We start from the raw sequence: 15,842 nt of genomic DNA on the forward strand, positions 1-15,842 counted from the left end.
ATGTAATGGAGTAGAAAGGGTTTTTTATTCGTATGACAAGACAAGAGCGAATTTTACAATTGCCTTTTTTCGAAAATAAACGTGAACTTGCCGAGCAAGTATTAAAAATAGAACGAGAAGAGCATGTATATTTACCAGATCAATTTGAAATTAAGCAAGTGCCTCCGTATTCATTTGGCGAAAAACAAGCAATCATTGGCCGTATCCATGAGTTTTATTTCATAAGTGTTGGTAGCGATAGCGTTTGGAAGTATCAGCTGTTTAAGGATGAGATGAAGTGTCGTGAGTTTTTTGTTATGTTGCCAAATATTACGGATCAGCAGATAGCGTTTTGGTTTAATAACATAGAGTTATTGAAAAGTTCTTAAAAAGATCTTAAAAGCTCTTTTTAGGGTTGACGAGAGGACCCAGCGTTGTTTTGGAGCGGTTAGTGCCTAATAGGACCTCGACTGGTGTGTAAGGACAGAGGTATGGAGAGTTACTAGAGTAGTATAAGAAGAGGTAAGCAAAGTTTAGTGTGGATAAACATTTATGGTCCAGAAGAGCTCCTAGTTGTAAGAATAGAGCTATGGAGGCATACTGAGATGGATGGGGATGAGATAATCATTTCATAGTAGGCCAGTGTGCCTTCTGGATAGTATGTGACGATAGATTTTTATAAAAGGAGAGGTGAGGAGGATGGCGCAAAATAAGTATCGCGTTACATTCATTTCGCCGAGTGAGGTTGAGCAGCGGACTGTAATGGCGGCGAATAGTTTGCCAGATTTAATCCGTAAAGTAGAGAGTATTATTGCCGATCCAAACGGTTATTTTGTGAATGATAAAAAAAATAATTGTTATTTTAAAGTGATTAAAGAAAATGTTACGTTTATTCAATATGAGTTACTATTTTCTGATAAGGAGATTCATATTGAAAAATTAAAACATATAGCACCGGTGGTATTAAAACGATTATTCGAAAAAATAAATGACCCGGAATTATATGCACTTGCGCTACTTGATGTTGATATAGCAACGAAAGAATATGTGCTAGCAGAAATGAATTCTGAGCTGAGAATAAGAGTAGAGACGGAGCTTTCGAAAAAATGGGAAGCAATGCCGACAGAAATTGTAGGAGCGCAAGAAGTGTTATTAGAAGCACTTGCTTCGTTTATACAAGATTAATTGTTTTTTAATAAAATGAATCGATCAACTATCTATATTTTTATATAGGTAGTTGACTTTTTCGCTTTTATAAAGCTTAATAATTAGATATACGGAATTAATGGAAGGGGAGCGACACCTTTATGTCACAAGCACAAAGTATTTTATTAGAAAGCGGAACAAATGAATTAGAGATTGTTACGTATACTGTTGGTGAAAACCTATTTAGTATTAATGTTATGAAAGTACGTGAAATCATTAATCCATTCCCTGTTACAACTGTGCCAGAATCTCATCATGCAGTTGAAGGTGTTGTTCAAGTACGTGGTGAAATTTTACCTGTTATTAACTTGGCAATGGCTCTTAATTTAAAGTCAACAAAGCCACTTGATCAAACGAAATTTATCATCTCAGAATTAAACCAAATGAAAGTTATTTTCCGCGTTGATGAAGTGCATCGTATTCAACGTATTTCGTGGGAACAAATTGATGAACCAGCTTCATTATCTATGGGACTAGAAGAAACGACATCTGGTATTGTAAAACTAGATGGCAAAATCATTTTACTATTAGATTATGAAAAAATTGTATGTGAAATTAGCGGCACTGGTTATGACAATAAATCAATTGCAGGGTTAGAACAAAAAACAGATCGAGCTGAAAAAGTAATTTATATTGCAGAAGATTCAGCGATGCTACGCCAAATATTAGAAGAAACATTATCATCAGCTGGATATACGAAAATGAACTTCTTCAGCAATGGTGCAGAAGCGTTAGCGCAAATTGAAAAATTAGCGAAAGAGCAAGGCGAGAAAATGTTTGAACATATTCACTTGCTAATTACGGATATTGAAATGCCAAAAATGGATGGACATCATTTAACGAAAGTGGTTAAGGATAGTGAAGTAATGAATCGTTTACCAGTCATTATTTTCTCTTCATTAATTACAAATGAATTATTCCATAAAGGTGAAGCTGTAGGAGCAAATGCCCAAGTAAGTAAGCCAGATATTCAAGAGCTAATTGGTTTAGTTGATAAGTTAGTGCTTTAAAAGCTTCTATTTAGCCAGAATAGAAGCTCTAGCTAAGTGTTGAGCGGTCAGTGCTTAATAGAGCCCTATGCGATGTTGAGACCAGAGATATGGAGTGGTTATAGGTAAGTAGAAGAGCTGGCGTATAACATTTTTCTATTTAGTAGGAATAGGGGAACTACTTATGTAAGTAAGTTTTTAGTGATTAATAGAGTCTCATGCGATATGAGTTCAGAGGTATGAAGTTTAGGTAAGAAGAAGTGAGACTTTGATTGAGGATCTGAAGACTAGATTTATAACTCTATTCTGTTAGAGAGGGGAAGGAATTAGCCATGTGTAGCATTGGCTAATTCCTTTTTGGTATTCTATACTCTAACCTGGCAGAAAAATGAAAGGTTTCTAAGATGTTTGGCGCTGTATGTATGAAAAAATCTTCAAATGAAGATTTTTGATTTGAAAATATAAGCAAACGTATTTTCGAGGGTTATTTTAGTAACATTTCGTGGTAACGCAAATTTTTTCGGTGAAAAAACATTCAAAATACCATATAATATAATTAAATGTAATTAATATGCAATTTTACATATTAATAAAAAACATTTTCCAAATTTTTATACTTTCTATACATTTTTGTATGTTTATTATTTGACAGATAATTTCGAACTGTTATAATATGGATATGTAAAAATTGCTATTTTCTTAAAAGACATGGGAGTCAGATGAGAATTGTGAAAGGATGAGGGGGAGTGGCACAGATTATGTATCACCACACAGCAATTAATGTATTAGGTCTTTTACAAAACATGTCAAATAATAAAATGAACGATATGCAACTAGAGGTGGAATTTAAAAAAATAGAAAAAGAATTCCAAGTAAAGTATGAAGAATTAGTTGATTTATATAATAGAATGGTATTATTTCAAATAGATATAGAAAAAAATGGCGGGATGCGAGCATATGAAAAATCAGCAATTACATGGCTGAAGTCTGAACTAGAGCTACTGTATGAAGTGTATCAATTTTGTCAACGTCACGGTTTAAACATTTTAAATATTTCAAAATACGTAAGTAAAAATGAACTAAATCTTTTTCCAAAAACAGAAAGTCAATTGCAAAATACGTATTATAAATTAAAAAAACGTGAAATATCGTTTGAAAATATTGAAAAACAAAAACCAGGACGAAAGCGAAAATATATACCAGTAAAAGAGACAATCGTTGCAAGAAAACAAGAAAACGAGTACGAATTAAAAGAAGAAATCCAGCATAAAGAGGATGAAAAAAATCTTGTAACAGTTATATCTGGTATTGTTGATAACTTTGAAACAATTAATCAATGTAGTGAAAGGAAAGAAGACGAACTACATCAGTTTATGGAAGGTATTTATAAGCTTTCTAGCATGGCAGCAGGGCGTTCTAGAGAGGCGAAGAATACACGTAGCTTAGAAGGTGAATTGCAGTCGTTACAACTAGAAAATGAAAGGTTAAAACGAGAAAAAGAAGAGCTTGTGCAAGATATTAAAGGCATGACGCAGCTTTTAATTCATTTCATTACAAGTTCTGATATTGATCAAATTCGTAAATTACCAACTTTCGTACAAGATTGTAAAATGGAATTACATAAACTAGGGCTATATAATGCACAAGACGGAAAAATGAAAATAATGGTTGACCGTAGCGGACAAGTTATGACGGTAACACAGTAATAAAATTTGGGTACAAAACAAAAGGGAGATACATAGTTTATATGTATTTCCCTTTTGTTTTGTGTGGAATCGTTCCGTAAAAGGAAAAGGTGTTTTATAAAAATATGTTTAGTGTAACTCGAATTAATAATTTGAATTTTAAATAACGATAAAGAAATAAGAAAAGAGTATGTTCTTCATAATCTAAAAAACATGTATCCTAAAGTTATCATTCATAACAATCCATATAAAGATTCTTCTACGTCTACAAATCTAGAGCGATTATCGGAACTGTTTAACAGGATTAAAGAAAAGGAAGGATTATGTGTATCCGGCTTTTTCTTTTTTATGAGGCTATTTAAATAGTTTTAAAGATTATAATTTAGTGCAAATTTAATTGAAAGTTTAAGCTTTTAAAAATCGCTCATCTCTTGCACCATATTCGCATTTTTATTTGGAAAGTCACATTTGAAAAGTCTACATGGTGGTTATTTAAATTTCTGCTGTCGAAGCTATTCAAATGATATTTAATTTTCAATATTTATTAGTAGATTGTGTTACTTTCGTTAAATATTTCATGTCACTCATTCTATATTACGTAATATTAAGAGATATAACAAGTTTTAAAAAAATTCACTAGCATATTTTTAAAAAAAGTACGATAATATAATCTGTTAATATAAAAATATCCTTTAATAGGGATATTAAATTATAAGGAATAAAATAATAGAAAAATAATCTTTGGGAGGATTATGAGAATGAAAAGTAAAAATTCGAAGTTTTTAGCAAGCGTTTGTGTAAGTTCAGCATTACTAGTCTCAGCTACATATCCATCAATTACTGCTGTTGCAGCTGAGGTTACATCAGCAAAAACAGCAGCACTTTCGGTAGAAAAGGCGAATATTATAAATAATAAAAAAGGTGAAACTGACACAATTACAGTGTCAGAATTGAAAAAAGGCGACATTGTGAGAGTGTACGAAGCATCTAAAGGTGGAGAAGCGATTGCGACATCAGAAGCAGTAGCAGAAGGTAAAGTAGAAGTTACAATTACAAAAAAAGATTTACTAAAAGCAACAGGTGGCACAGTGTACGTAAGTGTACAAAGTGAAAGTGAATTAGAAAGTACACGTACAGCGATGAAATATGAATCGGAAGTAACAGTGGCACCAGCGGTGGATACAGTAAAAGTAGCGAACAATAAAGCTGGAGATGCGGATACAATTACAGTGAGTGAGTTGGCTCCAGGAGATATTGTAAAAATATATGATGCATCAACAGGAGGAAACTTGAAAGCAACTTCAGCTGCTGTGGCCGAGGGCAAAAAAGAAGCAACAATCACAGGAAAAGATTTACTAGTATCAACAGGTGGCACCGTATACGTAACAGTAACGAAACCGAATAAAGATGAGAGTAAGAGAGTCACAGTGAAGTATGAAGCGGAGCCAACAACAGTGGCACCGGCAGTAGAAAAAATCACAGTGTCAAATAATAAAGTTGGAAATGCAGATGCAATTACAGTGTCAAAATTGAAAAAAGGTGACATTGTCCGTGTATATGAAGCATCAAAAGGTGGAGCAGCCATCGCGGCCTCAGAAGCAGTAGCGGAAGGAAAAACAGAAGCAACAATTTTAGGGAAAGACCTTTTAAAAGTAACAGGTGGCACAGTATATGTAAGTGTACAAAGTGAGAATGAGCTAGAAAGTGCTCGTACAGCGGTGAAATATGAATCACAAGTAACAGTGGCACCAGCGGTGGATACAGTAAAAGTAGCGAACAATAAAGCTGGAGATGCGGATACAATTACAGTGAGTGAAGTAACTGAAGGTGATGTTGTAAAAGTATATGATGCATCAACAGAAGGAAAAGAGTTAGGAAACGCAACAGTAGCGAAAGATGCGAAGGAAGCAACAATCACAGGAAAAGATTTACTAGTATCAACAGGCGGCACAGTATACGTAACAGTAACGAAACCGAATAAAGATGAGAGTAAGAGAGTCGCAGTGAAGTACGAAGCAGAGCCAACAACGGTGGCACCAGCCGTAGAAAAAATCACAGTGTCAAATAATAAAGTTGGAAATGCAGATGCAATTACAGTGTCAGAACTGAAAAAAGGTGACATTGTCCGTGTATATGAAGCATCAAAAGGTGGAGAAGCAATCGTAACATCAGAAGCAGTAGCGGAAGGAAAAACAGAAGCAACAATTTTAGGGAAAGACCTTTTAAAAGTAACAGGTGGCACAGTATATGTAAGTGTACAAAGTGAGAATGAGCTAGAAAGTGCTCGTACAGCGGTGAAATATGAATCACAAGTAACAGTGGCACCAGCGGTGGATACAGTAAAAGTAGCGAACAATAAAGCTGGAGATGCGGATACAATTACAGTGAGTGAAGTAACTGAAGGTGATGTTGTAAAAGTATATGATGCATCAACAGAAGGAAAAGAGTTAGGAAACGCAACAGTAGCGAAAGATGCGAAGGAAGCAACAATCACAGGAAAAGATTTACTAGTATCAACAGGTGGCACCGTATACGTAACAGTAACGAAACCGAATAAAGATGAGAGTAAGAGAGTCACAGTGAAGTACGAAGCAGAGCCAACAACGGTGGCACCAGCCGTAGAAAAAATCACAGTGTCAAATAATAAAGTGGAAGCAGAAGATACAATTACAGTGTCAGAACTGAAAAAAGGTGACATTGTCCGTGTATATGAAGCATCAAAAGGTGGAGAAGCAATCGTAACATCAGAAGCAGTAGCGGAAGGAAAAACAGAAGCAACAATTTTAGGGAAAGATCTTTTAAAAGTAACAGGTGGCACGGTATATGTAAGTGTACAAAGTGAAAATGAGCTAGAAAGTGCTCGTACAGCGGTGAAATATGAATCACAAGTAACAGTGGCACCAGCGGTGGATACAGTAAAAGTAGCGAACAATAAAGCTGGAGATGCGGATACAATTACAGTGAGTGAAGTAACTGAAGGTGATGTTGTAAAAGTATATGATGCATCAACAGAAGGAAAAGAGTTAGGAAACGCAACAGTAGCGAAAGATGCGAAGGAAGCAACAATCACAGGAAAAGATTTACTAGTATCAACAGGCGGCACAGTATACGTAACAGTAACGAAACCGAATAAAGATGAGAGTAAGAGAGTCGCAGTGAAGTACGAAGCAGAGCCAACAACGGTGGCACCAGCCGTAGAAAAAATCACAGTGTCAAATAATAAAGTGGAAGCAGAAGATACAATTACAGTGTCAGAACTGAAAAAAGGTGACATTGTTCGTGTATATGAAGCATCAAAAGGTGGAGAAGCAATCGTAACATCAGAAGCAGTAGCGGAAGGAAAAACAGAAGCAACAATTTTAGGGAAAGATCTTTTAAAAGTAACAGGTGGCACGGTATATGTAAGTGTACAAAGTGAAAATGAGCTAGAAAGTGCTCGTACAGCGGTGAAATATGAATCACAAGTAACAGTGGCACCAGCGGTGGATACAGTAAAAGTAGCGAACAATAAAGCTGGAGATGCGGATACAATTACAGTAAGTGGGGTTGCCGAAGGTGATCTTGTTCGCGTATATGATGCATCAACAGAAGGAAAAGAGTTAGGAAATGCGACAGTAGCAAAAGAAGCGACAGAAGTGAAAATTGAAAAAACAGATTTACTAGTATCAACAGGCGGCACAGTATACGTAACAGTAACGAAACCGAATAAAGATGAGAGTAAGAGAGTCGCAGTGAAGTACGAAGCAGAGCCAACAACGGTGGCACCAGCCGTAGAAAAAATCACAGTGTCAAATAATAAAGTGGAAGCAGAAGATACAATTACAGTGTCAGAACTGAAAAAAGGTGACATTGTTCGTGTATATGAAGCATCAAAAGGTGGAGAAGCAATCGTAACATCAGAAGCAGTAGCGGAAGGAAAAACAGAAGCAACAATTTTAGGGAAGGATCTCTTAAAAGTAACAGGTGGCACGGTATATGTAAGTGTACAAAGTGAGAATGAGTTAGAAAGTGCTCGTACAGCGGTGAAATATGAATCACAAGTAACGGCGGAGCCAGTAGGTGGAAATATTGTTGTTTTAAATAATGACGGAGCGGCTGATATTGTTAGAGTGACTGGTTTAACAGCAGGTGATAAGGTAAGTGTATATAATGAAGAGACAGTCCAAGAAGCAATTGGAACAGCAACGGTAGCAGAAAATAAAACGGCGGTAAATGTTGTAATCCCTCAATTAGGAGAAGTAGCAGGAAAAATCTATGTAAGTGTTACAAAAGTAAATAAAGATGAAAGTAAACGTGTTGCAATAAATTATATTGCTGAGTAATTCGTGCAGTTAATGAATTAGATGGAATAAAGGAAAGTGCACTAGTAAATAGTTGGCTAACTATTTACTAGTAGCACTTTTTTATTTAATAAATAATTTTTAAATAGAAAAATAGTTTGTTAATAACGATTTTTAGGATGGTAGGTGTAAATAGTCTGTGAAAAAATACTTAATAGTATATTTTAGATTAAGGGAAGAAAATATAATTATTTCTAAGTTATATTAAAAAAGAGCGTTTGAAAAGTTGAAGTGACCCCTAAAAGTTAGACACGGTTATTTCATTAGGCAGCTTGATAAAAGTGAGTCCGGTATTGTACCGGGCTCATTTTTAATTTTTCCTTAATCCGTTTCGTATTATAATAATCTATATATTTTTCTAATTCTATTTTAAAGTGCTCTACATTTTCAAATTCTTTTATGTAGAGGAACTCCGACTTCATAATCCCAAAGAAATTTTCTATTACTGCGTTGTCGTAACAGTTGCCTTTTCGAGACATACTCTGGACGATAGCTCTTGATTCAAGAGTACGGACGTACTGTCTCATTTGATAATGCCATCCTTGATCCGAATGCATCAGTAGCTGGTGCGTTTCAGGTAAACGTTCCAATGTTTTCTCTAACATGTCTGAAACAAGCGAATACGTCGGTCTAGAACCAATTGTATAGGTAATAATTTCACCATTATACAAATCTAATACAGGTGATACATACAGTTTTTCTCCAAACAATTTAAACTCTGTGATGTCTGTTACCCACTTTTGATTCGGTGCATCTGTATGAAAATTACGCTTTAAAATATTAGGTGCAATTCTACCGACTTTTCCTTTATAGGATTTATATTTCTTCATACGCACAACACACTTTAACCCAAGCTCTTTCATAATGCGCTGAACCTTCTTGTGGTTCACTTTCTGGCCACGATTCGTTAACTCATCACGAATGCGACGGTAACCATAACGACCTTTATTTTCCTCATAAATCGCTTTAATCTCAGCTTTCAAATCGGCATCTACATCTGGAAGATTCATTTTCTTTACTAAATCATAATACGTGCTTCGAGGAATAGTAGCTAGCTCCACGAGTGCCTTCACCGAATATTTATGCCTTAATTCATAGACTACTTGCGCTTTGTCTTGTTTTGTGATTTTTTCTTGTTTTGAACTAAGGCATTTAACTTTTTTAAGTACTCATTTTCCATCTCAAGCTGTTTAATGCGTGCTTCAGGTGCTTCGACTGATCCTTCAGCTAAAGGTTGTTTTAATTGTTTATTTGAATCTTTTTTCATGGATGGACGCCCCTTTTTCTTAGATTGAAGGGCATCAATTCCTTGTGTTTCGAGCTGTTTTTTCCAAACAGAAATCGTTGAAGGGGTAGGAATATTAAAGATAGCTGCCGTCTCAAATAAGGACATACCGTTTTCAATCATAAAGTTTAGTACGTCTAGTTTAAATTGTTGTGTGTAATTTGTACATCGTTTTAGAAAAGCTTCCAGACCATTCTGTTTATATTGGTTTACCCAATTCAAAATGATTGTGTCACTTATACCGAGCGATCTACCTATTTCTCGATAACTTTCATTTCCGTTCAAATAACGTAGAACAATTTGTATTTTTTCATCAGCTGTAAATTTAGCCATAGAAAAACTGCACCCCCAATTGTTAGACTGTGCCTAACAATTGGGTGCAGTTCAGTTAGGCTATTCTCTTTTATTTTATGATGAAATAAATAGTTGAACTTCTTTATATAGTGGAATGATAAAAGAGAGGGAAGTATGGTTTAGAATGCATTAGACGCATTGAAATAGCTATGCCAAGTTTGTAAGCATTCAAACAGTGAATAGATATTTGGCCTTAATTGTTGGGGGGATATTGATATATAAAAACACACCTCTCAATTTGTAGAGAGGTGTGTTTTTATAGTTACTAAATGGATTATTGTAATAATTTACTTACCATTTGTGGAGTTTGGTTTGCTTGAGAAAGCATGCTGATACCAGCTTCGTTTAAAATTTTGAACTTAGTCATTTCAGACATTTCTTTTGCCATATCAGCATCTTCGATTTGAGAAGCAGCATCAGCCATGCTAGTTTCTTGACTCTTCAAGTTGTTAGCATTAAATTCAAAACGGTTTAATGTTGCACCAAGTGTAGCGCGTTGTCCAGCAACTGTTGTGATGGCAGCGTCAATTGCATCAATTGCTTGCTTAGCACTCGTTGGATCTGCAGCAGCTGTACTTTCAGCATCACCTTCATCACCAATTTGTACATCAAGACCTAAATCAGCGGATTTAACACTGTTAAGTGTAATCTCGATTTGAGCAGGATTAGTAGATCCTGTATCTAGCGTTTGAATTTTAATTTTTTTATCTGCAGTACCTAATAATTGTTGATCATTGAATTGCGTATTTTTTGCAATATAATCAATTTGTTCTGTAAGTTGAGCAAATTCTTTTTGTAAAGAAGCTTGGTTACCTTTAGTGTTTGTACCATTGGCAGATTGGTTAGCAAGGTCACGCATACGTAATAAAATGTTAGAAACTGAGTTTAAAGCTGAGTCAGCTGTACGAATTAAAGACATACCATCTTGAGTGTTTCGTCCAGCTACGTTTAAACCGCCTTCACGTGCTTTCATACGAGTTGCGATTGCAAGACCTGCTGCATCGTCAGAAGCGCTGTTGATACGTTTACCGCTTGATAAACGGTCCATAGCGTTGCTCATTTTTGCTTGGTTTTGGCGCATGTACTCTTGAGTACGCATGCTGTTAATGTTTGTATTAATTCTCATGTTAAGAAACCCCCATTTTTTTATATTGACTTTTCTGCAAATTGAAAAACGGTAATATGCGAAAAAATCAATTTCGAGATTTATTGTAATCCTTGCTACAACGGGTGTCAACTAAAAATTCGAATTAATAAATATAAAAAAATAACAGTTTAACAATATATTCATTTTTTTATTACATAATTATTAAAAGGATTATTGCAAACTTTAAAAAAAAACTCTAATATTAGATTATCTTTGTTTACCGAAAAGGTGATATTATGATAGTTGGAAATATAGTAAAAGAAGTGCTTGCATATAAGAAAGGACAAATTCAGCAAAAGCTAAGTAGTCCACAAGCATTTGTTAGTAGTCGTTTTCAAGAGAAGTTGCAGAGTGAGCCTGCGAAGGAGACGAAAGAAACTACGCAGCCGGCAAAAGTAGAGGATATGAGTCAGCCGGTACAATCTACGAAAATAGAAGCGGTTGTTAATAAACCGGCAGAAACTATTAATAAAGTAGAGGAAGCGAGTAAGCCTGAAGAAAAGGCTGAAACGAAGAAAGCAGATGAAGTGCAAGTTGCGCAAAAAGAGTTTGAACGACGTTTCCCAGAAACGAAAAATGAGGCTGTTGATACGTGGGAATTAACGAAGAAGTATAATATTCAAAAAATACGTTCTTCCAATGAAGGGAAGTATGAGGATATTATTGATCGCACTAGCCGTACATACGGAATTCCGAAAACGTTAATTCAAAAAATGATTGAAGTAGAGTCTAATTTTAATCCGAAAACGGTGTCACATGCAGGTGCGATGGGACTTATGCAGCTTATGCCAGCGAATGTGAAGGAGATGGGCGTGAAGAATCCCTTTTCACCAGCTGAAAGTATTGAAGGTGGCGTGAAAGAGTTAAGCGGTTATTTAAAGAAGAATAACGGCGACTTAGTATTGGCACTTGCTTCTTATAATGCTGGCCCTGGGAATGTGAGAAAGTACGGAGGCGTACCGCCATTTAAAGAAACGCAAGGATATATTAAAAAAATATTAAATATCGACGTTTCAAAATAGGGAGTTTCATATATAGAGAGAACATGAAATTTTCGTGAACATGATATGGGAGTTGGCTAGATTTGAAATTACAAGATGATATTCCGTTAACAATTTATTTTGAAATCGGAAATACGAAAAAGAAAATTGAAGATTTGCTTCATATTACGAAAGGTACATTGTATCGTCTTGAAAATTCAACGAAAAATACGGTGCGTCTTATGCTTGAGAATGAAGAGATTGGAACCGGAAAGATTTTGACGAAGAATGGGAAGATGTACGTTGAAATCGTTGAATTGAAAAGGTAGGGAAGGGGATTGTCATGAGTGGCGAAAAATTAAGCCAAGAGCAAATTGATGCCCTGCTGAAGGCGGTAAATGAAGGCGAGGAAATGCCAGCTTTCGCACAAGAAGCAGGAAAGCAAGAGAAATTTCAAGAGTATGATTTTAATAGACCAGAGAAGTTCGGTGTTGAGCATTTACGTAGTTTGCAAGCGATTGCTTCTACGTTTGGAAAACAGACGTCACAGACGTTATCAGCGCGTATGCGTATTCCAATTGAACTAGAGCCTTCAACAGTTGAGCAAGTTCCATTTACGAGTGAGTATGTGGAGAAAATGCCGAAAGATTATTATTTATATTGCGTGATTGATCTCGGTTTACCAGAGCTTGGAGAAATTGTTATTGAGATTGATTTAGCATTCGTTATTTATATTCATGAATGTTGGCTTGGCGGAGATAGTAAGCGTAACTTTACGATGCGCAGACCGTTAACAGCATTTGAGTTTTTAACGCTTGATAATATATTCTTGCTTCTTTGTAAAAATTTAGAGCAATCATTTGAAAGTGTTGTTGCGATTGAACCGAAATTTGTAACGACGGAAACAGATCCGAATGCACTAAAGATTACGACAGCGAGCGATATCATTTCATTACTTAATGTAAATATGAAAACAGATTTTTGGAATACGACGGTGCGTATCGGGATTCCGTTCTTATCTGTTGAAGAAATTATGGATAAGTTAACGTCTGAAAATATTGTCGAACATTCTTCGGATAAACGTAGGAAGTATACGTCTGAAGTGGAAGTGAAAGTAAATCAAGTGTACAAACCTGTTCACGTTGCGATTGGTGAGCAGAAAATGACAATGAGTGAGATTGAACAAATTGAAGAAGGGGATATTATTCCGCTTCATACGAAAGTTTCGGATGAATTACTTGGTTATGTAGATGGAAAGCATAAATTTAATTGTTTTATTGGAAAAGATGGAACGCGTAAGGCGCTCCTATTTAAAAGTTTTGTAGAGTAGGAGGATCCATATGAAGCATGAAGTATCTCCTGTGTCATTAATGGGATTAGAAGATTTTGCAGGAAAGCGAAATGAAGCAGGCAAAGCACATATCGATACTGTTTCAGATATTTCGATTGAACTTGGTGTAAAGCTTGGAAAGTCATCTATTACGCTTGGTGATGTAAAGCAGTTAAAAGTTGGCGATGTTCTTGAAGTAGAGAAAAACTTAGGACATAAAGTAGATGTGTATTTAAGTAATATGAAAGTCGGCATCGGTGAAGCAATCGTAATGGACGAGAAATTCGGTATTATCATTTCTGAAATTGAAGCTGACAAGAAACAAGCGGCGCTTATGAAAGCGCAAAGTCAAATGCAAGATAAAGAGTAGAGGAGGAGTCATATGTCGTATATGACGACCTTATTTCAAGTCGTTTTACTGTTTGGTGCGCTCGGTTACGGTGCATATTATATGACAAAAAAGACGCGCAAACAGCAGTTTTTTAAGCAGGGTGAAAATGGCCATATTCAAGTAAAAGACGGCGTGTATTTAAATCATCAAACGAGTGCCTTTTTATTTGAAGTGGACGGAAAGCAAGTGTTCACTGTTATTAGTAATAACGGTGTGCAGTCTGTGCAATTAACCGGAACAGGAAATCAGTTTCAACAAGCACTAGAAGACGCGGTGAAGACTGAAACGAAAAAAGTAGAGGATCCATCATGAGAATAAAGAAACAGTTATCATTATTAGCCGTTATTTTCGTATTTTCTATCGTTTTTTCAATTATTTTTGTAAATCCAGCGTATGCGGCCCCGAACGGTTTTATTAATTTCGAAAATGGAAAAGAGTTTACGAGTAATTCAAGTGTACAACTATTTGCGCTCGTTACCCTTTTATCATTATCTTCTTCTATCGTTCTATTATTTACACATTTTACTTATTTTATGATCGTTCTTGGGATTACACGTCAAGGACTTGGGGTAATGAATTTACCACCAAACCAAGTGCTTGTTGGACTTGCATTATTTTTATCACTCTTTACGATGCAGCCTGTACTCGGGCAACTGAAGAGCGATGTGTGGGATCCGATGACGAAAGAGAAAATAACAGTAAGTCAAGCTGCGGAAACGACAGCTCCTATTATGAAAGAATATATGTCAAAGCATACGTATAAGCATGATTTGAAAATGATGCTGAAAGTACGCGGAGAAGAGTTGCCGAAAGATTTGAAAGATCTTTCCTTATTTACACTCGTACCATCCTTTACGTTAACGCAAATTCAAAAAGGTTTACTAACAGGGATGTTCATTTATTTAGCGTTTGTATTTATAGATTTGATTATTAGTACACTTTTAATGTACCTCGGGATGATGATGGTACCGCCGATGATTTTAAGTTTACCGTTTAAAATACTCGTTTTCGTATATTTAGGTGGATATACAAAAATTGTCGATATTATGTTTAAGACGGTCGCCTGAAGCGTTTGATGCTATGTGATAGGAGTCATATAAATGAATACGTCACCAATTATAGATATTTTCCAAACCTTTTTTTATAAAGGGGTTATGATTTTAATGCCGATTGCCGTTGTAAGTCTGATTGTCGTTATTATTATCGCGGTTATTATGGCAATGATGCAAATTCAAGAGCAAACGCTGACGTTTTTACCGAAAATGGCGAGTATTGTGCTCGTAATTATCATTTTAGGTCCGTGGATGTTCCAAGAGTTAACGATGCTTATTTTAGATTTATTTGATAAAATCCCATCGCTATTGCGTTCGTACTAAGATAGGTGAACTGAAATGAATATGGAATTATGGGCGGCAACGTTTTTTGCGTTTTGTCGCATTACTTCATTTTTATATTTTTTACCGTTTTTCTCAGGCCGATCCATTCCAGCAATGGCGAAGGTTACAGTTGGACTCGCTCTTTCAATTACAGTGGCGGATCAAGTGGATGTCTCTCACATCAAGACAGTTTGGGACGTTGCAGCTTATGCAGGAACGCAAATTGTAATTGGATTATCACTTTCAAAAATTGTAGAAATGCTGTGGAACATTCCGAAAATGGCAGGGCATATTTTAGACTTTGATATTGGTTTATCACAAGCAAGTTTGTTTGATGTAAATGCAGGGTCACAGTCCACTTTGCTATCAACAATTTTTGATATATTTTTTCTTATTATTTTTATTTCACTGGGCGGCATTAACTATTTCGTTGCCACTATTTTAAAGTCGTTTCAATATACAGAGGCGATTTCAAAATTGTTGACGACTAGTTTTTTAGATAGTCTACTCGCAACGTTATTATTTGCGATCACATCAGCGGTTGAAATTGCTCTGCCGCTTATGGGAAGTTTATTCATCATTAACTTTGTTCTTATTTTAATTGCAAAAAATGCTCCGCAATTAAACGTTTTTATGAATGCATACGTAATTAAAATTACATGTGGTATTTTGTTTATTGCGATGAGTGTACCGATGCTCGGTTATGTGTTTAAAAATATGACGGATGTATTACTTGAAGAATATACGAAACTATTTAACTTTTTCTTAACGAAGTAGGGG

15 protein-coding genes are annotated in these 15,842 nt (G+C 35.6%); 13 read left to right on the forward strand and 2 right to left on the reverse strand.

Annotated elements, in window-relative coordinates:
* The first annotated feature begins 32 nt into the window (after positions 1–32).
* The 5 genes from BCG9842_RS07995 (at position 33) to BCG9842_RS31580 (ending at position 8,181) form a co-directional block, all read left to right on the forward strand.
* Positions 33–368, forward strand: a complete 336-nt coding sequence (locus BCG9842_RS07995; protein WP_000198167.1) for a DUF3964 family protein — start codon at positions 33–35, stop codon at positions 366–368.
* A gap of 310 nt (positions 369–678) precedes the next feature.
* Positions 679–1,164 (forward strand): hypothetical protein, encoded by a 486-nt coding sequence (locus BCG9842_RS08000; RefSeq protein WP_000068301.1) that lies wholly within the window; start codon positions 679–681, stop codon positions 1,162–1,164.
* Between the two features lie 122 nt (positions 1,165–1,286).
* Positions 1,287–2,195: a chemotaxis protein gene (locus BCG9842_RS08005; RefSeq protein ID WP_000075943.1), complete on the forward strand. Its 909-nt coding sequence runs from the start codon at positions 1,287–1,289 to the stop codon at positions 2,193–2,195.
* 737 nt (positions 2,196–2,932) lie between these two features.
* Complete coding sequence (locus tag BCG9842_RS08010) at positions 2,933–3,880, forward strand: DNA-binding domain-containing protein (RefSeq protein WP_000274691.1); 948 nt, start codon at positions 2,933–2,935, stop codon at positions 3,878–3,880.
* 737 nt (positions 3,881–4,617) lie between these two features.
* Positions 4,618–8,181 (forward strand): hypothetical protein, encoded by a 3,564-nt coding sequence (locus BCG9842_RS31580; RefSeq protein ID WP_000837627.1) that lies wholly within the window; start codon positions 4,618–4,620, stop codon positions 8,179–8,181.
* Between the two features lie 281 nt (positions 8,182–8,462).
* Here the strand turns inward: BCG9842_RS31580 and BCG9842_RS29475 are convergent.
* Together BCG9842_RS29475 and BCG9842_RS08035 are read right to left on the reverse strand one after the other, a co-directional pair.
* Positions 8,463–9,817 (reverse strand): IS3 family transposase gene (locus tag BCG9842_RS29475; RefSeq protein WP_085964463.1). Its coding sequence is split into 2 segments (ribosomal slippage): positions 8,463–9,364 and positions 9,364–9,817, totalling 1,356 coding nucleotides; the frame shifts between segments, so codons are not numbered across the junction.
* A gap of 295 nt (positions 9,818–10,112) precedes the next feature.
* Positions 10,113–10,964, reverse strand: coding sequence for a flagellin N-terminal helical domain-containing protein (locus BCG9842_RS08035; protein ID WP_001222366.1), 852 nt, complete (start codon positions 10,962–10,964; stop codon positions 10,113–10,115).
* A gap of 257 nt (positions 10,965–11,221) precedes the next feature.
* On the opposite strand from BCG9842_RS08035, the gene BCG9842_RS08040 reads away from it, so the two are divergent.
* The 8 genes from BCG9842_RS08040 to BCG9842_RS08075 all read left to right on the forward strand — a co-directional run bounded on the left by BCG9842_RS08040 (position 11,222) and on the right by BCG9842_RS08075 (position 15,839).
* Positions 11,222–12,007: a lytic transglycosylase domain-containing protein gene (locus BCG9842_RS08040; protein ID WP_000635229.1), complete on the forward strand. Its 786-nt coding sequence runs from the start codon at positions 11,222–11,224 to the stop codon at positions 12,005–12,007.
* Between the two features lie 62 nt (positions 12,008–12,069).
* Entirely contained in the window at positions 12,070–12,294 is a 225-nt protein-coding gene (locus BCG9842_RS08045; RefSeq protein ID WP_000775712.1) for a flagellar motor switch protein FliN, read from the forward strand.
* Positions 12,295–12,308: 14 nt separating this feature from the next.
* Positions 12,309–13,295, forward strand: a complete 987-nt coding sequence (gene fliM, locus BCG9842_RS08050) for a flagellar motor switch protein FliM (RefSeq protein ID WP_000012361.1) — start codon at positions 12,309–12,311, stop codon at positions 13,293–13,295.
* A gap of 10 nt (positions 13,296–13,305) precedes the next feature.
* Entirely contained in the window at positions 13,306–13,665 is a 360-nt protein-coding gene (fliN, locus tag BCG9842_RS08055; RefSeq protein WP_000680010.1) for a flagellar motor switch protein FliN, read from the forward strand.
* A 12-nt stretch (positions 13,666–13,677) separates the two neighbouring features.
* Positions 13,678–13,998: a hypothetical protein gene (locus BCG9842_RS08060; RefSeq protein WP_000121178.1), complete on the forward strand. Its 321-nt coding sequence runs from the start codon at positions 13,678–13,680 to the stop codon at positions 13,996–13,998.
* On the forward strand, positions 13,995–14,753 hold the full coding sequence (locus BCG9842_RS08065) for a flagellar type III secretion system pore protein FliP (protein ID WP_001220582.1): 759 nt from the start codon (positions 13,995–13,997) through the stop codon (positions 14,751–14,753). The genes BCG9842_RS08060 and BCG9842_RS08065 overlap by 4 nt, the downstream gene beginning before the upstream one ends.
* Before the next feature lie 33 nt (positions 14,754–14,786).
* Positions 14,787–15,062, forward strand: a complete 276-nt coding sequence (locus tag BCG9842_RS08070; RefSeq protein WP_001098080.1) for a flagellar biosynthetic protein FliQ — start codon at positions 14,787–14,789, stop codon at positions 15,060–15,062.
* Positions 15,063–15,077: 15 nt separating this feature from the next.
* The gene (locus BCG9842_RS08075) at positions 15,078–15,839 is read left to right on the forward strand and encodes a flagellar biosynthetic protein FliR (protein WP_001055718.1); all 762 of its coding nucleotides are present in this window, start codon (positions 15,078–15,080) and stop codon (positions 15,837–15,839) included.
* The last annotated feature ends 3 nt before the right edge of the window (positions 15,840–15,842 follow it).

The sequence above is a fragment of the Bacillus cereus G9842 genome (assembly GCF_000021305.1).
Lineage (GTDB): Bacteria > Bacillota > Bacilli > Bacillales > Bacillaceae_G > Bacillus_A > Bacillus_A thuringiensis_S.